The following is a 17,381-nucleotide window of genomic DNA, read 5'->3' as shown; positions in this document are numbered from 1 at the left end:
GTGCTCGCGACCTGCGCGTCTCCCCCTGGTCAGCCGATGCGGCGGGCCAGGTGGACGGTGAGGTCGCCGCTCAGCTCCACGGTCTCGGGCAGCACCTCGAGGATGCGGCCCAGCACCTGCTCGCGCCGCTCGTCCGGCAGCATCAGGTACGCCGACACCGTGGACAGGTGACCGGCGTAGTCACGGGCGCTCAGCACGACACGCCGCGGGATCACCTCCTGCCGCACGTCGCGGAACCACTCCGACCGTTCAAGCTCGCTGCCCGGCCACTGCATGGGCGCGTCGGACGGCGTGCCGTCGGGGGCCGGGATCGTGTCGTCGGCGATGAACGGCCTCCTCGCCTCGGTCACGGCCTCCTCCAGCGCCGGATCGCACAGCCGCAGCGGCCCGCCGACCGAGGCGAACACGCCGCCCGGCTCCAGCAGCGCGGCCATGCGCGACCAGCGCTCGCTCGGGTCCGTCCAGTGCAGCGCCGCCGCCGCGTACACCAGCGGGTACGTCTCGCCCGGCCGCAGGTCCTCGAACGCGGCCCGCACGGTGGTGACGTTCGCCGGTACGTGCTTGCGCAGCTCGGCGAGCATCGCAGGGTCGGGGTCGGTCGCGGTGACGGCGACGCCGTGGCGGGCGAAGAGCCGCGTGGCCTTGCCGGTCCCCGCCCCGATCTCCAGCGCCGTCGTGACCGGCCGGCCGGCGTACGCCATGACCAGGTCGGCAAGCTCGTCCGGGTAGCCGGGCCGGAAGCGTTCGTAGGCGGCGGCGATCATGCCGAAGCTCAGGGCGCGTTGCGACATGCCGAGCATCCTGGCACGCGCAGATCACGTCCGGGGAATCGCGCGCGAGACCAGGGACGTCGCAACGGCCGCCGACCCGCCCAGGAGCCAGGCCGAAGACGGGCCATCGGGCAGGTCCGGGTGGCCGCTCCGGCCGTGATGCCCGGACGTACGATGTCGGCGTGCGTTCGGCGGAACCGGTTCGCGGGCCGCGGTGGGACATCGTGGTCCCGTCGCGACCTGTCCGCCTGCCGGGGCTGGCGATGGCGGGGTTCAGCGACCACGCCAACGAGTACCACGAGCTCGCGCTGGTGCCCCATCCCGCGGTGACGGTCCTCATCGAGCTGGGCGAGCCGTCGTTCGTTATCGAGGACGATCTCGGCGCACGAGAGAGCGGGCGCGTCGTCTCCGGCCTCGCCCCCAACGGCGTACGGGGGCGGGGACTCACCAAGGAGACCTCCTGCCTCCAGCTGCGCCTGACGCCGCTGCTCGCCCACGAGCTGCTGGGCGCGTCGCCGGAGCTGGGCGGCGCGGTGGTCTCCCTCGACGACCTGTGGGGACGCGATGCCGTACGTCTCCAGGAACGCCTGACCGCCGCCCCGACGTGGGAGGAGCGGTTCGCGATCGCCGAGTCAGCGCTGATCAGGCGGCGCGAGGACGCCCGCAGGGCGGTGGACGCGGAGGTGGCGCACTGCTGGCGGCGGATGGTGGCCCGCCGGGGGCGGATCCGCGTGGAGCGGCTCGGCGACGAGGTCGGCTGGAGCCGCAAGCGGCTGTGGTCGCGGTTCCGCGCGCAGGCCGGGCTCACGCCCAAGCGGGTGGCCAGGCTCATCCGCTTCGACCACGCCGTGCACCGGCTGGCCGCCGGGCAGGATGCCGCCTCGGTGGCGGCCGACAGCGGCTACGCCGACCAGTCGCACCTGCACCGGGACGTGGTGGCGTTCAGCGGGATGACCCCGGCGGCGGTGGCGGCCACGCCGTTCCTCTCGGTGGACGACGTCGCCTGGCCCGACCGCGACCGCCTCCCCACCTGACCACGCCGGGCACGGCGTCGGTGAAGGCACCCGTGACGCCGTGCGCGATCGCGGCACCCATCGCCCCGGCGGCCAGACGCGTGCCCACTGCGGGCGCGCGCGGGCACGCGCACCTCGAGACGGCGGCCGTCTCGAGATCGGGCGACCACGATGACCCGCTGCGGATAGCGGACGCGCCCGGATGCCGAACCGACCACCTGAACTCCACGATTGAGACTTTGGCTGAAGAGTCCGGCCTGTTCGTCAGCCAAGTTCACACTGGAGGTTCAACGATACCGTTGAGGGCATGGACATCAAGGACACAGCGCACCCCCTCGACGGCGCGGCCCTGTCGGCGTTCCTCGACTCCCTGCCCTCCCGCCCCCGCCTGCTCGGCCTCGGCGAGGCCACCCACCGCGTGAAGGAGCTGCGCGCGCTGCGCAACGAGCTCTTCCCCCACCTCGTCGAGCACGAGGGCTACCGCGCGATCGCCCTTGAGATCGACTGCCTCAAAGCGCGCATCGTGGACGACTACGTCACCACCGGCAAGGGCAGCCTCGACGAGGTCATGGAGCACGGCTTCAGCCACGGCTTCGGCGCCATGTCCGGCAACCGCGACCTGGTCCAGTGGATGCGCGCCTACAACGAGGAGCACGACGCGAAGCTGCGCTTCTTCGGCTTCGACGGCCCGCTCGAATACTGGGCGCGCAGCCCGCGCGAGGCGCTGACCGGCCTGTACGACCTCCTCCACGAGCCCCTCCCCTGCACCCGCGAGACCCTCGACTCGCTGCTCGGCGCCGACGAGCGCTGGGAGGACGAGGAGTCGGCCATGAATCCCGCCCGCTCCATCGGCCGCTCCCCCGAGGCCGTCGAGCTGCGGATCATCGCCGACGACCTGGCCGCCTGCCTCGACATGCAGGCGCCGCAGCTCAGCGCCGAGGAGCGCGAGCAGGCCGAGCTGTACGCCCGCACCGCCACCGGCCTGCTCCGCTACCACTACTGGCTGGCCGACGACTCGCCCGCCCGCTGGGGCCGCCTGTCGGCCCTGCGCGACGCGATGATGGCCGCCAACCTCGTCGCCATCGCCGAGCGGCACGGCCCCGCCCTGCTCTTCTCCCACAACCTGCACCTGCAGCGCAACGAGGCCCACATGCGGTTCGGCGACGAGGTGCTGCGCTGGTCGAGTGCCGGCGCGATCGCCGGCACCCGGCTCGGCGACGGCTACGCCTTCCTGGCCTCGGCACTCGGCACGGTCTCCGGCGACGCCCCCGCCCCCGGCACCGTGGAGGGCCTGATGGCCGCCCTCCCCTGGGACCGCTGCCTCCTCGACGGCGCCGAACTCGCCGCCGCCGTATCCGGCCTGAGCCCGCGCGTCTCGTCCGACTTCGCGTACTTCCCCCTCGACCCCGCCCACATCGCCGTGACCGACGGCGTCTACTTCGTCCGCGAGGCCACCGACGAGACGTGACGCCCGCGCGCAGGGCTCGTCCCCAGCGGATACCGGGATTCCTCCGCATCCACCATGGCGAAGGACGACTACGACGCATCCGCAAAGGAAATCGAGGCGGCGCCGGGGCCGAGGCTGCCCGCGTCGCGGCTGCCGGACTGCCCCGACCGGTCGGCCCCGACATTCAAGGCTCTCGCCGCTTATGAGCAGCGGACCGACGACGTTCTGTGGCCGGAGCCGACGCCTTTACAAAGGAGATCCGATACGCCCTGCCGCATGGGAGCAGATGCTGGGCACGGCGCCGTACACCGTGTTCGACGCCTGGTCCCACGCGGCGGGCTGAACGCTCACCCCCTCTCGGACGACCTGCTGGGGCCCAGGAGCCGGACGACCGGTGCGAGCGTGAGCAGCGGCACGATCAAGAAGACCGCGCCGGCCAGGTACTGGTCGGTGATGAGGTCGGGGGCGTCGTGCGGCCTGGCCAGCGCGAACCACCGCGCCGCGACCGGCGACCCGAGCAGCAGGCACGCCCCCACTCCCACGTACGTCAGGCCCGCCACCGCGGCGAGCCCGCGACGCCAGGCGGGCGGCACCGCGGGCCGGTCCGCGCCCACCAGCACCCAGGCCGTCGCCAGGCCCACGCCGAGGAACAGCAGTTCGGTGACCAGATGCTCGGCGTAGCCGGTGAGCGACCAGGTCAGCCAGTCCGTGCCGTACAGCAAGAACGCTAGAGCGGGCCAGGCGGTGGCCAGCAGGGCGAGGACGCGAGGGCTCGACGAAACCCCGCCGAGCGGCCGGGACATCGCCCGCGCGGCCGGCGTCATGGGCGCCCCGGCGGCCAGCAGCAGCGGCACGGCCAGCGCCAGCACGGCGTGTTGCAGCGCCTGCGCCGACACCATCGCCCGCGCGTACCCGCTCACCCCGCCGATCAGCACCAGCGCGGCCAGGGCAAGACCGGCGTACCAGGCGGCGGTGCGGGCGCGCGGCCAGCTGGGCACCCGGCGCGTCCAGATCAGGTACGCGGCGGCGGGCAGCGCGAGCAGCAGCACGAGCAGCGGGTCCAGCCGCACCTCGGTGAGCAGCGCGGCCGGGGAGAAGGGCGCGAGCGCGTACTCCAGCGCCGGATGGGCGTGACCCCCGGCGTCGCCGCCCGCCGGTGGCGGGGTACGTGCGAGGCCGACCGCCAGCCCCATCGCCACCGCCATCACGACCAGTTCGCCCGCCGCCAGCCGGACGAACGTCCTGCGCACCCCGCGATCGGCGACGCCGCCGACCGTGCGGCGGCGATGGGTCCAGCCGAACCATCCGAGCACCGCCAGCGTGGCGACCTTGGCGAGGAGGAGCAGCCCGTACGGGGTCTGCCACAGGCCGGACGGCGTGCCGAGCCGCACCCAGCCGCTGACCGCGCCGGAGAACGCGACGGCGGCGAAGCAGCACAGCGCGACCGCGCTGAAGCGCCGCAGCACCACCGGCAGGTCACGCGAGCGGCGGAAGTGCACCAGCACCGCGCCGAGCCCGCCGACCCACGTCGCCATCGCCGCCAGGTGCACCATCAGCCCGGACACGGCGAGATCGTGGTCGCCGGCGGAGGCGGCGTGGCCGACGTACGCGGGAGGCAGCAGCCCCGCCACCGCGAGCACCAAGGGCAGCCAGCGCGGCAGGCGGGGTGCCATCGTCGCCGTCGCCACCACGAACGTGATCGCCACCACCAGCAGCAACGCCCGCGTCTGCGGCAGCCCCGCCCCGAACCCGAGCATCCCCGGCTCGGCCAGCAGGTTCGCCACCGGCATCGGGATGAAGCTGGACAACGTCAGCAGGTAGGTGAGCAGCGAGCAGAACGCCCAGCCCAGCGCCCACCATCCGGCCGCGCGCAGGCACCGCTCGCGTTCCGGCGCGGCGGCCGGGGCCAGGACGCAGGCCGCGAGCAGCGTGCCCACGCAGGCGGCCGCGCACAGCTCGTACGCCAGCCGGGCCAGCGGCAGCCCCCACTCGGTGACCGGGCCCGCCGTCGGCAACCCGGCGATCCGCGGGGTGCCCGCTCCGCCGCCGAACCGCAGCGCCGCCACCAGCACCAGCGCGCCCGTTCCGACGAACGCGCCGGCGACCAGCGCCGGGTACCAGCGCGCGCTGCGCCGCGCACCCGGCCGCGCGTCCACCCTTAAGGAAACCGCCATCTACGCTCCTGCCGCCGCTGAGAGGCCACCCGCGGCTCCCGCCGGCCGCGTGTACACGGGTACGCACGGCCCGCGCCTCCGGTTCACCCACCGACGGCCACGCCTCGCAGGCGACGAGGGCGGCGGCCGGCCGCGCCGGCCCCGGCCGCCCCAGGCGGCAGCGGCAGGCAGGCCGTGCGCCGCGGCGCTGGGCCGGGTGCCCGCCACGCCGCTGTCAGGGGGAGAGACGGGGGTGGCGCGGCCGGTGCTAGCCAGGCCCCCGTTTCACAGCAGCCCGCCCAGCAGGTAGCCGGCCAGCGCGGCGGCGATGCCGGCGGTCAGGCTGCCCAGGGCGTTGAGCCCGGCTTGGGCCAGGGAGCCTTCTTCAAGCAGGCGCAGCGTTTCGAAGCCGAAGGTGGAGAACGTGGTCAGCGCGCCGCAGAAGCCGGTGCCGGCCAGGGCGAGCAGTCCGGGCGGGGCAGTGGCGAGCAGGATGCCGAGCAGCAGCGAGCCGATCAGGTTGACGGCCACGGTGCCGAAGGGGAAGACGCTGTCGTGGCGGGATTGGATGGAGCGATCCAGCACGTACCGGATCGGGGCGCCGAGGACGCCGCCGGCGAAGACGAGCAGCAGCGTCATGCCCGCTCCCGGCCCTCACCGGCGCGCGGTCCCGGGCGGCCGGCGTAGCGGTGGACCTCGACCTCGTCCATGATGACCAGCCCCTCGGTGACCAGCTCATCCAGCTGGGTGACGAAGTCGTCGATCTTCTCCGCGGCATCGACGATGACGATCGCGATGGGCAGGTCCTCCGACAGGGACAGGATGCGGCTGGTGTGGATGAGGGAGGAGGCGCCGAAGCCCTCGACGCCGCGGAAGACGCTGGCGCCGGCCAGCCCGGCCGCGTGGGCGCGGCGGACGATCTCGCCGCACAGCGGGCGGTGCTCGTAGTGGTCGTCCTCTCCGATGAGGATGGTCAGCCGGACGGCGCTGCCGTGCGGTCTCATGCGGTTCCTCCTGCCTGCCGGGTACGGCGGGTGCGGGTCAAGCGGCGGGCGGCGGCCATGCCGCACCAGACGGCGACCAGGCCCGCGACCAGGCTGTCCAGGGCGTAGGAGCCGGCCGGCGCCCAGTGCCCGCCCTGGGCAAGGTGGACGATCTCGCTGGTGTAGGCGGAGAAGGTGGTGAAGCCGCCGAGCACGCCGACGCCGAGGAAGGGCCGCACGTAGCGGCCGGCTGGCCAGACCTCCAGCACGAACACCATCAGCGCGCCGAGCAGCAGGCAGCCGGCCACGTTGGTGACGAAGGTGGCCCACGGGAAGCCGCCCGCCGGGGTGGGCAGCGCCTGGGCGAGCAGGTAGCGGGCGCTGCTGCCGAGGCCGCCGCCCAGCCCGATCACGGCCAGGATGACGGCGGTGCGGGCGCGGTGGCGGGCCGGCCGGACGGCGAAGACGTCCCGCGCCTGCTGCTCGTCCTGCTCCCTGGCGAGGGTGAAGCCGGCGTCGGTGGGCATCGGCGGGCCAGGATGGTCCTGGCCTGGTGTCACAGAGGTCATGGTCGTGTGGAGTCTTCCTTCATCGACGATGAGGACCGAGCAGTGTGCGCGCCGGCTGACGCGTTCGGTGGTGCTGCCGATCAGGCGACCCCACAGCCGGGAGTGACCGCTGCGGCCGAGCACGATCAGGCCGACGTGGCAGGCTTCGGCGGCGGCCAGGATCTCGTGGGCGGGGTGCCCGGCCCGGATCCGGGTGGCCAGGTGCCGCGTGTCGCCCAGCGCCACCCCGGCGACGATCGATGATGGACACCGGCAGCCCGGCCTCGACCGAGATCATGCCGCCGATCAGGATGGTCATCGCGAGCGCGGCGGCGACGAACAGCGAACTGCCCATTGGATCCGTTCCCCTTCCCGGACGCGCTGAGGTGCGGCCAGGAAGCCATCAGCCGCATCCGGCGGTTCGAACCCTCACGCGACGTGCTGCTCGCGGGGGCTCCGGCGGGATCCATCGCCGCCTACGAGTATAGGCGCGCCGCTTCCCCGCACCACCACAAGGGCGCACTCTGACCTGAGGGACGCATCCCGGCAGCCGACCGGGCTGCCATAAGGCGACCCATTGGCGTCATTTCGCGCCAGGCGGGCAAGGTCTCATGAGAAAGGCACAGCCCCTGCCGAGGGCGGGCGGTGAGGTCTTAGGCGAAGGAGCGTGCCATGAGGCTCGAAGGCAGCGCCTGCCGGCTGACCGTGATCGTGGGCGAGCGCGACCAGTACCACCACCGGCCCCTGTTCACCGAGATCGTGCACCGCGCCAAGCAGGCCGGCCTGGGCGGCGCCAGCGTCTTTCGCGGCCTGGAGGGCTTCGGCGCCTCCTCCCTCATCCACACCGGCCACCTGTGGCACCTCAGCGACGACCTGCCGATCGCCATCATCATCGTCGACGCCGAACCCAAGATCCGTGACTTCCTGCAGGCGCTCGACGATCTGGTCACCGGCGGCCTGGTCATCACCGACCGCGTCCAGGTACGCCGCTACCTGCCCGGCCCCGCACCCACCGGCGGCCCCACCCGATCGTGACAGGGGCACGGCGGATGACGGGCCACGGGTCGCGGCGGGCGGTGCAGCAACCGCGCGAGGGGCTCTGCGGACCCAGCCGCCGTACAAGCTCGGCCTGGTCCGCGCCGGTCTCCGCTCGGACCGCGTCCACACCCACCCGCTCAGCGATCAGCGGCGGCGCGATGGAACGCCTGACGGCCGAGGGGCTGCGGATCATCACCGCCCCCGAGCATTGAGCGCCGCCCCGCATGCGGTGTACTACCTGCCATGACCGTCCTGCGCTCGCTGCTGCTGTTCGCTCTCGCCGCGCTCGCCGAGATCGGCGGCGCCTGGCTGGTCTGGCAGGGCGTGCGGGAGCAGCGCGGCCTGCTGTGGGTGGCAGCGGGCATCATCGCGCTCGGCCTGTACGGCTTCGTCGCGACCTTCCAGCCGGATCCGAACTTCGGCCGCATCCTGGCCGCCTACGGCGGGGTGTTCGTGGCGGGCTCGCTGGCCTGGGGCGTCGTGGTGGACGGCTTCCGCCCGGACCGCTGGGACGTCATCGGCGCGCTGATCTGCCTGGTGGGTGTGCTCGTCATCATGTATGCGCCGCGCGGCTGACCGCCCGGTACTCATATCCGTACCGGATGAATGACCTCCGATCAGGCGCACAATCGGCTCGCGTGACCGCGCGGGCGGCAGGCTGGCGGCATGCTGAAGGTGATCCTCTCGCTTGTCCTGGCCGTCACGACCCTGTCCGCACCAGCCCACGAGGTGGTGCGCAAGGACTGGAAGGTTCGCGGCCAGGCCGGGCGGCTCGGCGTGCGCGAGGTCCGGCGCGACGGCCCGGCGCGGGGCCGTCCTGTGCTGCTGCTGCACGGTGCGCGGGTGCCCGGCATACCGTCCTTCGACCTGCCGGTACGCGGCGGGTCGCTGGCGGCGGACCTGGCGCGCCGCGGGCATCGGGTGTTCGTCATGGACGCGCGCGGCTACGGCACGTCCGACCGGCCGGCTTCGTTCGACGAGCCCGCCTCGGCGAACCCGCCGGCGGTCACCGGCGAGGAGGTGGTGGACGACATCGCGTCGGTCGTCGACTGGCTGCGCAAGACGACGGGCCAGCAGCGGGTCGGCATCGTCGGCTGGGCGACCGGCGGGCACTGGGCCGCCTGGTACGCGAGCGAGCACCCGTCCCGCGTCGAGAGCCTGGTGCTGTACAACAGCCTGTACGGCGAGCTGGACGACCATCCGACGCTCGGCCGCGGCTCGCAGTGGGAGGATCCGGATCGGCCCGGCCACTTCGACGACGCCCGGCACGGCGCGTATCGGCTGTCGACCGGCCCGAGCCTGCTGACGAGCTGGGATGCGAGCATCCCGGTCGAGGACAAGACGAAGTGGCGGGATCCGCAGGTGGCCGCCGCGTACGCCGAGCACGCCCTGGCGAGCGACCCGACGTCCGGCGACCGCGAGCCGCCCAGCTTCCGGGCACCCACCGGCGCCATGAAGGACAGCTTCTACCTGGCCACCGGGCACAAGCTCTGGGACGCTTCCAAGATCACCGCTCGGACGCTCGTGATGCGCAGCGAGTACGACTTCTGGTCACGCGAAGGCGACGTCTCCACGCTCGTCGCGGACCTGGACAACGCCCGGGACGTGCGCGCCGTACGGCTCGACGAGGCGACGCACTTCGCGCACCTCGACCGGGCCGAGCGCGGCAGGGACCGGCTGATCGGCGAGATCACCCGCTGGCTCACGTGAAAGCGCCATCGCTCACGCAAGAGCGCCGTCGAACAGCGAGCGGAAGTTCCGCACCGCCGGGTTGGCGTCGCCGGTGCGCCAGGCCAGGTCCAGCGTGACGACCCTGGCCGGCGGCACGAGCGGGCGGAAGGCGACGTCGCCGCGGCGCACCCGCGCCACCGACTCGGGCACGATCGACACGCCGATCCCGGCGGCCACCAGCCCCACGATGGTCTGCATCTGCACGGCCTCCTGGACGATCCTGGGCTCGAACCCGGCCGCCCTGGCCACGCCGGTGATCTGGTCGTGCAGCCCCGGCCCGTACCGGCGCGGGAACATCACGAACGGCTCCCGCGCGAGCGCCGCGAGCGGCAGCGACGTCCGGGCGGCGTGGGGATGATGGGCGGGCAGCGCGGCGAGCAGGGGTTCCCTGGCCACCGTCCGGGTCGAGAGCACCTCGGCGGCGGCTCCGGCGAGCGGCGCGTGCAGCAGGCCGACGTCGAGCCGTCCCTGCCGCAGCTCTTCCGCCTGCTGTGCGGTGGGCAGCTCGCGCAGCTCGACGTCCACTCCCGGGTAGCGGGCGCGGAAGCGGCGCAGCACCTTGGGCAGCGTGCCGTTGGCCGCCGACCCGACGAAGCCGAGCACCAGCCGCCCGGACTCGCCCCGGCCCGCCAGCCTGGCCGACTCCGCCGCCCGGTCGGCATGGGCGAGGGCGGCGCGGGCCTCGGCCACGAACGCCTCACCCGCCGGGGTCAGGCGGACCTGCCTGGTCGTGCGCTCGAACAGCCGCACGCCCAGCTCCTCCTCCAGCTTGCCGATCTGCCGGCTGAACGGCGGCTGCCGCACGCCCTCCCGCGTCGCCGCCCGGCCGAAGTGGAGCTCCTCTGCGAGGGCGACGGCATACCGTAATTGCTGGAGGTTCATACTCCGGTTATAGCCGTCAGGCCATCCGCCGATGATGTCCGGCCGCCGCGCGAGTCCGTACCCTTCGACCGCACGACCTGGCGGAGCTGACGGCGGTGACACGCGGCGGGACCGCGCCGAGGCGGCGCGGTCCCGTGGAACGGTCAGGGGTCACCGGGCGGAGCTGGGGATCTTGAGGGGATCGCGGGGCGCCTCGCTCTTGGCCTCGGCCATGCGCTCGCCCAGCTCCTGCAGCCGCTTGCGGCCGAGCGCCTCGCGCACCTTCGGGAACCAGTCCTGCTCTTCCTCTTCGACGTGGTGACGCACGTTCTCCATGAGAACGGTCATCCTGGCGTCGTAATGCTCGTCGGCGGGGTCGAGCTTCTTCAGCTCCGACAGCATCCAGACGACGACGTGGTGCTCCTCGACGCTCTCCAGGACGTGGCCGCCGGTCTCGGGCACGTCCGCGCGAGCGGCGGGATAGAAGATCGTCTCTTCGATGTACGTGTGCGCGGTCAGCTCCTCGATGACCTGCCCGACGATCTTCTGCTTCTCCTTGTGGGCCTTCGGCCCGGCCTTCTCGAACTGCTTGAACAGCCTCTCCACGGTCTTGTGGTCGTCTTTGAGCAGCACGATGGCGTCCATCGAGGGCTTCTCCTCAGGGGGTGTGCGGGGGACGGTGGTGTCCGGGCGTGGTCAGGCCGCGCTCTGCGGCCCGTACGCGCCCGCCGGGGCCCGGGTCGTGCCGGGCGTCAGACGTTGAAGATGCTCACCCCGCCGGGGCCGACCAGCAGCCCGACCACGATGAGGACGATGCCCCACAGGATGTCGCGCCGCGCCAGAAGCACGTAGACACCGGCGACGACGAGGATGACGGCGAGAATCCAAAGAAGTGTAGCCATGGGACCGCGACTGCCCTCAGGCCCGCCCGGGAAACGGAATCGCCTGGCGCGCGTGGTAACGCTTCGATCACGGTCGAATGCCAAGGTGACCGCGTAGCCAGGTCGGCTTACCGCCATGAGCTGCGCGGTATCACCGTGTGTAACTTTCCAAACGCGAACGGTTACGAGAGGGTGGGATCGTCCGAACCGCAGCACTCCCATGGAGGTAACACCCCGATGCGCCGCATCACCACCACGGCCGCGCGCCTGCTGACCGGCCTCGCCGTCGCCGCCGCCGTCACGGCCACCACGCTCCCCGCCCAGGCCGCGCCCCGCCTGGCGCTGCCCAAAGGCGTCTTCCGGCTCGCCGACGGCCAGCCCTGCCCACGGGCGACCCTGTGCCTGTACCGGGACTACAACCGCAGCGGCCCCGCGTACGGCGTCCGCGCCGGCTCCGACGTCGACCTGTTCGACCTGCCGATGCCCGGCGGCGTCGGCGGCCCGACCGCGGCGAACAACGTCTCCTCCTGGGTCAACCGCACGGGCTCGACCGCCGTCCTGGTCGATCTCAGGCGACTGAGGATCAGGCTGCTGTTCCCCTGGCAATCGATCGAGGAGCCGCCCGGCGACAACGACACGGTGGACTTCCTGCGCTGGCGCTGAGCCGCCTTCGCGAGCCGCCGCCCGGGCACCGGCGGGCGGCGGCGCCCCCCTCACCGCACGCGGTAGCGCAGGTGGGCGGCGACGCCGCCGACCGGTGCGCCCAGGGGCTCCAGCTCGGCCCGCACGCCGCCGAACAGCGGCGTCCCCTCCCCCATCAGAATCGGCATGACGTGCAGGTGCACCTCGTCCAGCAGGCCCGCCGTGAGCAGGCTCCCGGCCAGGTTCGCGCCCAGCACCAGGACGTCCTTGCCGCCCGCGGCCTCCTTGGCGCGCCGCGCCGCCGCCTCCAGCCCGTCGAAGGAGAACCTGCCGCCGTTGTCGCCGGTGAAGTCCTCCTCGATCCGGTGGGTGACCACGAAGCCGGGGGTGTGCGGCCAGGGCGTGCCGCCCCACGGGCGCAGGCCCAGCTCGAACGTTCGGCGGCCGATGAGCGCGGCCCCGACCGAGGCGTTGACCGCGTCGCGTACCTCGATGTCGGCCCCCGTGCCGGTCACGGCGTCCGGCCCCTCCCCCGCCATCCAGTCGTGCAGCCGCTCGCCGCCGTCGCCCATCGGCTCGTCGGGCCGCACGTTCGGACCGGCCGAGAAACCGTCGAGGGAGATCGACACGTCCAGCACGATCTTGCTCATGGTGCACCTTCTTCCGCTCCGGCGGCGCCGCCTCCCGGCTCCGTCACCCGGTAGTCGGAGCCGTCCCGCCCTCTTCGACACGTCGGCTCGGCCTTTTCGGCGGGCATGGAGAAGAACCTTCTCGGCGGGCACGGAGAAGCACAGGGTCCCTGTGCGGTCAGACGTTCAGCACCGCCGTGCGCGCGTGACCGCGAGTGCCGGCGACCTCGACCTTGAGCGCGCCCTTCGACCTGCGCACGCCCCGGTCCGCCTTGACGACCGACTTGATCCGCCAGGGCAGCGTGAGCTTCAGGTCCTCGGCCGTCCGCGACGGATCGGCGACGGCCAGGCGCACCTGGAGCTGCTCGCGGCGCAGCACCACCGCGCACGGCCCGTCCACGCTCAGCGGCCCCTCGTCGGTCTCGACCGTGCCCGCCTTCCAGAAGACGGCGGCCACCATGCCGTCACGGTAGATGGCCTGCACGGTGCCGGAGTTGGCGAGGATCTGCACGCGCCCCTGGTAGGCGGCGGTCTGGTGGACGGACGCCTCGGGCAGCACGGCGTAGGCGTAGCGCGCCTTGCGCGGGTCCACGCCGTGGTCGAGCACGATCGTCGTGTAGTGGCGGGTGACGGGTGTGGTGTCGCCGCCGGTGGTGGCGCCCTTGTCGATGTCGCGCCAGCGGCCGGTGCGCTTCTCGCGCAGCACCTTCGGCTCGGCGCCGTCCAGCAGCGCGTACCCGGCGACGCCGTCCAGGTGCACCCAGCCGTCGCCCCGCGACAGCGGCGGGTGCGCGTTGTGGGTGTTGCGGTTCTCGACGATGGTCTCCACGCGGCGGCCGTCGGAGGCGGTGATACCGGTGCCGAGCGCGATCACGGCGTCGTCGAGCAGGAACCACGCCTTCTTCGCCCGCAGCGACGAGCCGTCGCCGATCAGCTTCATCGCGGCCAGGCCGTACTCGCCGTCCAGCGCCACCCCGCCCGCCCACGGGGTCGGCGGGCGGCGGCGGGTGCCGTGGCGCAGGTCGGCGCGCTTACGGCGATCGACGGTCGTGCCGGGCAGCCGGTACGGGTCGATCGTCGGCCACAGCTCGTCGCTCCAGTGGGTGAGGTCGGAGGTGTAGAGGTACGTCATGCCGTCGCCGGTGTACCAGCCGTGCAGGTTCTCCCTGTTCATGGCCTCGACGGAGCCGATCCGCTTCGAGCTCATGCTGATCGCGTACGCCCAGGTGGGGCGGCGGTGCACGACCCGGTCCATGTCGGCGAAGACGTACGTGCCGGTGATGCGCGGCCCGACCGGAACCGACGGGTCCCGTAAGAGGGCGTCCGCCCGCGCGACGCTGGCCAGCGGCGCGAGCGTGTGGTACGGCACCGCCTGGTTGCGGGTCAGCCAGCCCTTGACCATGGGCCGCCACCGCTTGGCGTGCTTGTCGGGGGCGGTGTCCAGCAGTGTCAGGATGGCCTCGATGGTCTTCTGGCCGGAGTGGTGGTCGCGGTGGCCCTGCACGGAGATCTGCCGGCCGCGTACGCAGTCCATCATCAGCCCGTCGAAGACGAACGGCACGAAGGAGCGGTCCACGAGGTCGTAGATCGCGTCGATGCCGCGGATCTCCCAGGGCGAGCGGGCGAGCATGGCGATCAGCCGGGCCACGCTCTCCAGGTAGTCGACGCCGTAGCTGCCGGTGTACGGGTAGATGTCGTGCTGGATGAAGGAGCCGTCGCGGTAGAAGCCGTCGCCCGGCCCCTTGGTGAGGCGCAGCAGGTCGGCGACCGCGTTCCTGGCCCGCCTGACCAGCCGGTCGTCGTGGGTGAGCAGGCCGCGCATGGCCACGGCCATCGCCTTGCCCGCCCGGTTGGCGCCGGTCTCGACGACGCCGGGGTGGCTGATGCGCCGCTCGGGGTCGGGGCACCAGCGGCGCAGCGGGCGCAGCCAGCGCCTGAGCCGGTCTTTGGGCAGGCCGTCGTAGAGCAGGGCGCAGGTGTCGGTGAGTGCGCGCGGCACGCCGATCTCCCACCAGTACCAGTTGCTGCCCCGCCGGTCGAGGTGTTCGTTGTAGGCGTGCTCGTACAGGAAGTCGAGCGCCTTGACGGCGGTCTCGGCCACCTTCGGGTCGCCGTGCAGGGAGGTGCCGGGGGTGGCCCAGCCGAGCGCGAGCGCGCGCATGCGGTTGTAGGAGCGGTTGAAGTTGCCGGTGTTCGGGTCGCGCAGCGGCAGGTCGGGCCAGAGGCTCGGGCGGCGCCGGTCGAACCTCATCTTGCGCAGCACCGCCTTCGCCGACCCCTCGACGGCTCTGGTCTTGTCGGCGTAGGCGGGGTCGTACTTCGCGCCGGCCAGCAGGCTCACCCACTGCCTGCGCGCCGTGTCGAACGCCGCAGCATCCACCGCCGCCTCCGTCCCCGCCTCGGCGGCTGCGCCCTCGAGGGCGAGGCCCGCCACGGCCGCGGCTCCGAGCAGAGCGGACCGGCGGCTGAGGGGGTAGGTCATAAGGGCCTTTCCGGACAGCTCCAGCAACGTAGCGATCATATGCCGTCGTCAGGGCGCCCGTTGCGGCGTCGCCCGCGCGCCCGCGAGGCGATCTCAGCACGGGCCGCCTCCTGTATCCTCGGTGCATGCCCGCCGATCCGCCAGCAGCGATGGGCAAGGACATCGCACAGTCCTACGGGGGCTGCTCACCGAGCGCATCGCGCGACAGCTGGAGCACGACATCCGCTCCGGCGAGATCGCGGTAGGGGCCAAGCTTCCGTCAGAGCGCGAGCTGGCCGCCCAGTTCGGCGCCGGCCGCAACGTCGTACGCGAGGTGCTGCGCCGGCACCGATCCGCACCGCATCGAGGACACCTGGCAGTCGCTGTACCGGGGCGCGTACTGGCGGCGCGGCCCGGTCACGATGGCGGCCATCGCCGCCGTGGACACCGCGCTGTGAGACATCAAGGCCAAGGTCGCCGGGCTGCCGCTGTACCAGCTGCTGGGCGGGGCGAGCAGGGAGCGGGTGCCGACGTACGGGCACGCCTCGGGCCGTGACCTGCCCGAGCTGTTCGACTCGATCAGGGCCCGGCTCGCGCAGGGCTACCAGGCGATCCGCGTGCAGACGGGCGTGCCGGGGCTCAAGCGCGTCTACGGCGTCCGCCATGCCGGGGCAGCGTCCGGGGCAGCGTCCGAGGGCGCGCGGCCCGTGGTCGAGGACTGGGACACCGGCGCCTACCTGCGCAGCCTGCCCAAGGTGTTCGACGCCGTGCGCCAGGAGTTCGGGCCCGACCTGCCGCTGCTGCACGACGCCCACCACCGGCTCACCCCCATGCAGGCGGCCCGGCTGGGCAAGGACCTGGAGCCGTACGACCTGTTCTGGCTGGAGGACTGCACGCCCGCCGAGAACCAGGAGGGCCTGCGGCTCGTGCGCTCCCACACCACCACGCCGCCGGCCATCGGCGAGGTCTTCAACACCGTGCACGACTACCGGACGCTCATCGGCGAGCAGCTCATCGACTACGTGCGCTCGGCCGTCACGCACTTCGGCGGCGTGTCGCCGCTGAAGAAGCTCTTCGACTACGCCGCCCAGTACCCGATCAAGAGCGCCATCCACGGACCCGAGGACATCTCCCCCGTCGGCATGGCCGCCGCGATCCACCTGGACCTCGCGATCCACAACTTCGGCATCCAGGAGTACGCCGGCTACACCGAGCTGACCGAGGCCGTCTTCCCGCACGCCTACACTTTCACCGACGGCCGCCGCGCTGCGCGGCACCTGAGGGCGCGGCGCCTTCGACGCCCTGGTCAACAACGGGCCAGGCCCAGGCGGCGCTGATCGAGGACACCACCGAGGAGATGTTCGACCGGCTCACCCGGGTGCCGCTCAAAGGGCCGTTCTTCCTCACGTAACGGCTGCTGCCGCTGCTCGCCGACGGCGGCGCGATCGTCAACACCGGCAGCAGCTCGACCGCCGCCTACGGCGTGACGCCCGGGTACGCGACCTACGCCGCCATGAAGGGCGGCCTCAACGTGCTGACCGGCCACATGGGCAAGGAGTTCAGCGCGCGCGGCATCCGCGTGAACGCCGTCGCGCCCGGCCCGACCCGTACCCGGCTGGGCGGCGACGCCTTCGACCGCAACCCCGAGGCGATCCCGCCGCTCGCCGCCCGCACGGCCCTGGGCAAGATCGGCGACCCCGACGACGTCGCCGCGATGATCGCCGTCCTGGCCGGCGACGAGGACCGCTGGGTCACCGCGCAGATCCTTGAGGTGTCGGGCGGCTTCAACCGCTGACGCCGCCATCAGTAGATGCGGTACTTCCTGCCGCAGTTGTCGAATTTTCCGGCCCAGCAGGTGAAGGTGTACACCTTCTTGATCCCGCGGCCGCTCCAGGCGCCGGTGACCTTGCCGTCCCAGGCCTTGTTGAACTTCACCCAGCGGCCGTTCTGGTACACCTCGAACCAGACCCAGCCCTTCGTGCCGCCGCGCTTGTCCACGCCGTACCACTTCGTGAACACCTTGCCGCCGGACGTCCAGGTCTTGCCGAACGTGTACGCCTTGTGGTCGCTGGAGAAGACCTTGCCCCAGCTCGTCCCGGTGCTCGCCTGGGCGGGGGCGCTCATCGCGAGGCCGGTGACGGCCATCGAACCGGCGAGGGCGGCGATCGCCAGGGTCTTGCGCATGTCGGGTTCCTCCCCCTGTCATTCGGTGCGTTCCGCTTGA

At 72.7% G+C, this 17,381-nt stretch carries 20 protein-coding genes and 1 pseudogene; 10 read left to right on the top strand and 11 right to left on the bottom strand.

Features of this window, described 5'->3' with window-relative positions:
* Window positions 1–29: 29 nt before the first annotated feature.
* The gene (locus tag AB0K67_RS00305) at window positions 30–791 is read right to left on the bottom strand and encodes a class I SAM-dependent methyltransferase (protein ID WP_364050384.1); all 762 of its coding nucleotides are present in this window, start codon (window positions 789–791) and stop codon (window positions 30–32) included.
* Window positions 792–952: 161 nt separating this feature from the next.
* On the opposite strand from AB0K67_RS00305, the gene AB0K67_RS00300 reads away from it, so the two are divergent.
* Together AB0K67_RS00300 and AB0K67_RS00295 are read left to right on the top strand one after the other, a co-directional pair.
* Complete coding sequence (locus AB0K67_RS00300; RefSeq protein ID WP_364050381.1) at window positions 953–1,804, top strand: helix-turn-helix domain-containing protein; 852 nt, start codon at window positions 953–955, stop codon at window positions 1,802–1,804.
* Window positions 1,805–2,090: 286 nt separating this feature from the next.
* Window positions 2,091–3,251 carry an erythromycin esterase family protein gene (locus AB0K67_RS00295; protein WP_364050378.1) on the top strand — a complete coding sequence of 387 codons (1,161 nt, stop codon included), beginning with the start codon at window positions 2,091–2,093 and terminating at the stop codon, window positions 3,249–3,251.
* Window positions 3,252–3,577: 326 nt separating this feature from the next.
* Here the strand turns inward: AB0K67_RS00295 and AB0K67_RS00290 are convergent, their stop codons facing one another.
* From AB0K67_RS00290 to crcB (AB0K67_RS00275), 4 genes are all read right to left on the bottom strand, one after another.
* Window positions 3,578–5,404: a cytochrome c oxidase assembly protein gene (locus AB0K67_RS00290; protein ID WP_364050375.1), complete on the bottom strand. Its 1,827-nt coding sequence runs from the start codon at window positions 5,402–5,404 to the stop codon at window positions 3,578–3,580.
* A 264-nt stretch (window positions 5,405–5,668) separates the two neighbouring features.
* Entirely contained in the window at window positions 5,669–6,022 is a 354-nt protein-coding gene (crcB, locus tag AB0K67_RS00285; RefSeq protein ID WP_364050372.1) for a fluoride efflux transporter CrcB, read from the bottom strand.
* Window positions 6,019–6,387, bottom strand: coding sequence for a DUF190 domain-containing protein (locus AB0K67_RS00280; protein WP_364050369.1), 369 nt, complete (start codon window positions 6,385–6,387; stop codon window positions 6,019–6,021). The genes crcB (AB0K67_RS00285) and AB0K67_RS00280 overlap by 4 nt, the downstream gene beginning before the upstream one ends.
* Complete coding sequence (gene crcB, locus AB0K67_RS00275) at window positions 6,384–7,160, bottom strand: fluoride efflux transporter CrcB (protein WP_364050366.1); 777 nt, start codon at window positions 7,158–7,160, stop codon at window positions 6,384–6,386. The genes AB0K67_RS00280 and crcB (AB0K67_RS00275) overlap by 4 nt, the downstream gene beginning before the upstream one ends.
* Window positions 7,161–7,586: 426 nt before the next feature.
* Here crcB (AB0K67_RS00275) and AB0K67_RS00270 point away from each other — a divergent pair, with 426 nt between their 5' ends.
* The 3 genes from AB0K67_RS00270 to AB0K67_RS00260 all read left to right on the top strand — a co-directional run bounded on the left by AB0K67_RS00270 (window position 7,587) and on the right by AB0K67_RS00260 (window position 9,662).
* Window positions 7,587–7,949, top strand: a complete 363-nt coding sequence (locus AB0K67_RS00270) for a DUF190 domain-containing protein (protein WP_364050363.1) — start codon at window positions 7,587–7,589, stop codon at window positions 7,947–7,949.
* A gap of 246 nt (window positions 7,950–8,195) precedes the next feature.
* Window positions 8,196–8,528, top strand: coding sequence for a YnfA family protein (locus AB0K67_RS00265; protein WP_364050360.1), 333 nt, complete (start codon window positions 8,196–8,198; stop codon window positions 8,526–8,528).
* Window positions 8,529–8,618: 90 nt separating this feature from the next.
* Window positions 8,619–9,662: an alpha/beta hydrolase gene (locus AB0K67_RS00260; protein WP_364050357.1), complete on the top strand. Its 1,044-nt coding sequence runs from the start codon at window positions 8,619–8,621 to the stop codon at window positions 9,660–9,662.
* A 12-nt stretch (window positions 9,663–9,674) separates the two neighbouring features.
* Here the strand turns inward: AB0K67_RS00260 and AB0K67_RS00255 are convergent, their stop codons facing one another.
* From AB0K67_RS00255 to AB0K67_RS00245, 3 genes are all read right to left on the bottom strand, one after another.
* Window positions 9,675–10,565, bottom strand: coding sequence for a LysR family transcriptional regulator (locus tag AB0K67_RS00255; protein WP_364050354.1), 891 nt, complete (start codon window positions 10,563–10,565; stop codon window positions 9,675–9,677).
* Window positions 10,566–10,715: 150 nt separating this feature from the next.
* A complete protein-coding gene (locus tag AB0K67_RS00250) occupies window positions 10,716–11,189 on the bottom strand; it encodes a hemerythrin domain-containing protein (protein WP_364050351.1) in 474 nt (157 codons plus the stop codon).
* 107 nt (window positions 11,190–11,296) lie between these two features.
* Entirely contained in the window at window positions 11,297–11,446 is a 150-nt protein-coding gene (locus AB0K67_RS00245; RefSeq protein ID WP_345405630.1) for a GPGG-motif small membrane protein, read from the bottom strand.
* Window positions 11,447–11,662: 216 nt separating this feature from the next.
* Here AB0K67_RS00245 and AB0K67_RS00240 point away from each other — a divergent pair, with 216 nt between their 5' ends.
* Window positions 11,663–12,088 (top strand): peptidase inhibitor family I36 protein, encoded by a 426-nt coding sequence (locus AB0K67_RS00240; protein ID WP_364050346.1) that lies wholly within the window; start codon window positions 11,663–11,665, stop codon window positions 12,086–12,088.
* Between the two features lie 50 nt (window positions 12,089–12,138).
* Here AB0K67_RS00240 and AB0K67_RS00235 read toward each other — a convergent pair whose 3' ends face one another.
* Window positions 12,139–12,717 carry a dihydrofolate reductase family protein gene (locus tag AB0K67_RS00235; RefSeq protein WP_364050343.1) on the bottom strand — a complete coding sequence of 193 codons (579 nt, stop codon included), beginning with the start codon at window positions 12,715–12,717 and terminating at the stop codon, window positions 12,139–12,141.
* 157 nt (window positions 12,718–12,874) lie between these two features.
* Window positions 12,875–15,178 (bottom strand): polysaccharide lyase 8 family protein, encoded by a 2,304-nt coding sequence (locus AB0K67_RS00230; protein WP_364050340.1) that lies wholly within the window; start codon window positions 15,176–15,178, stop codon window positions 12,875–12,877.
* A 121-nt stretch (window positions 15,179–15,299) separates the two neighbouring features.
* On the opposite strand from AB0K67_RS00230, the pseudogene AB0K67_RS00225 reads away from it, so the two are divergent.
* The 4 genes and pseudogenes from AB0K67_RS00225 to AB0K67_RS00210 form a co-directional block, all read left to right on the top strand.
* Window positions 15,300–15,443, top strand: a pseudogene (locus tag AB0K67_RS00225) (hypothetical protein); the annotation flags it as partial.
* Between the two features lie 76 nt (window positions 15,444–15,519).
* Window positions 15,520–15,615: a hypothetical protein gene (locus AB0K67_RS00220; protein WP_364057358.1), complete on the top strand. Its 96-nt coding sequence runs from the start codon at window positions 15,520–15,522 to the stop codon at window positions 15,613–15,615.
* A 66-nt stretch (window positions 15,616–15,681) separates the two neighbouring features.
* Window positions 15,682–16,494, top strand: coding sequence for an enolase C-terminal domain-like protein (locus AB0K67_RS00215; RefSeq protein WP_364050337.1), 813 nt, complete (start codon window positions 15,682–15,684; stop codon window positions 16,492–16,494).
* A gap of 77 nt (window positions 16,495–16,571) precedes the next feature.
* Entirely contained in the window at window positions 16,572–16,952 is a 381-nt protein-coding gene (locus AB0K67_RS00210) for an SDR family oxidoreductase (protein ID WP_364057355.1), read from the top strand.
* A gap of 8 nt (window positions 16,953–16,960) precedes the next feature.
* Here AB0K67_RS00210 and AB0K67_RS00205 read toward each other — a convergent pair whose 3' ends face one another.
* On the bottom strand, window positions 16,961–17,341 hold the full coding sequence (locus AB0K67_RS00205; protein WP_364050334.1) for a hypothetical protein: 381 nt from the start codon (window positions 17,339–17,341) through the stop codon (window positions 16,961–16,963).
* Window positions 17,342–17,381 lie beyond the last annotated feature (40 nt).

Source organism: Nonomuraea sp. NPDC052634, from assembly GCF_040678535.1.
Classification (GTDB): Bacteria; Actinomycetota; Actinomycetes; order Streptosporangiales; family Streptosporangiaceae; genus Nonomuraea; species Nonomuraea fastidiosa.
The sequence above is the reverse complement of the archived record's forward strand: the minus strand, read 5'-3'. Positions and strand labels throughout refer to the sequence as shown.

Excerpts from the sequence above, each read along its gene's own strand:
- AB0K67_RS00305 (WP_364050384.1), bottom strand. The coding sequence starts at position 791 with ATGTCGCAACGCGCCCTGAGCTTCGGCATGATCGCCGCCGCCTACGAA.
- AB0K67_RS00295 (WP_364050378.1), top strand. The coding sequence starts at position 2,091 with ATGGACATCAAGGACACAGCGCACCCCCTCGACGGCGCGGCCCTGTCG.
- AB0K67_RS00290 (WP_364050375.1), bottom strand. The coding sequence starts at position 5,404 with ATGGCGGTTTCCTTAAGGGTGGACGCGCGGCCGGGTGCGCGGCGCAGC.
- crcB (WP_364050372.1), bottom strand. The coding sequence starts at position 6,022 with ATGACGCTGCTGCTCGTCTTCGCCGGCGGCGTCCTCGGCGCCCCGATC.
- AB0K67_RS00280 (WP_364050369.1), bottom strand. The coding sequence starts at position 6,387 with ATGAGACCGCACGGCAGCGCCGTCCGGCTGACCATCCTCATCGGAGAG.
- AB0K67_RS00270 (WP_364050363.1), top strand. The coding sequence starts at position 7,587 with ATGAGGCTCGAAGGCAGCGCCTGCCGGCTGACCGTGATCGTGGGCGAG.
- AB0K67_RS00265 (WP_364050360.1), top strand. The coding sequence starts at position 8,196 with ATGACCGTCCTGCGCTCGCTGCTGCTGTTCGCTCTCGCCGCGCTCGCC.
- AB0K67_RS00260 (WP_364050357.1), top strand. The coding sequence starts at position 8,619 with ATGCTGAAGGTGATCCTCTCGCTTGTCCTGGCCGTCACGACCCTGTCC.
- AB0K67_RS00255 (WP_364050354.1), bottom strand. The coding sequence starts at position 10,565 with ATGAACCTCCAGCAATTACGGTATGCCGTCGCCCTCGCAGAGGAGCTC.
- AB0K67_RS00250 (WP_364050351.1), bottom strand. The coding sequence starts at position 11,189 with ATGGACGCCATCGTGCTGCTCAAAGACGACCACAAGACCGTGGAGAGG.
- AB0K67_RS00245 (WP_345405630.1), bottom strand. The coding sequence starts at position 11,446 with ATGGCTACACTTCTTTGGATTCTCGCCGTCATCCTCGTCGTCGCCGGT.
- AB0K67_RS00240 (WP_364050346.1), top strand. The coding sequence starts at position 11,663 with ATGCGCCGCATCACCACCACGGCCGCGCGCCTGCTGACCGGCCTCGCC.
- AB0K67_RS00235 (WP_364050343.1), bottom strand. The coding sequence starts at position 12,717 with ATGAGCAAGATCGTGCTGGACGTGTCGATCTCCCTCGACGGTTTCTCG.
- AB0K67_RS00230 (WP_364050340.1), bottom strand. The coding sequence starts at position 15,178 with ATGACCTACCCCCTCAGCCGCCGGTCCGCTCTGCTCGGAGCCGCGGCC.
- AB0K67_RS00205 (WP_364050334.1), bottom strand. The coding sequence starts at position 17,341 with ATGCGCAAGACCCTGGCGATCGCCGCCCTCGCCGGTTCGATGGCCGTC.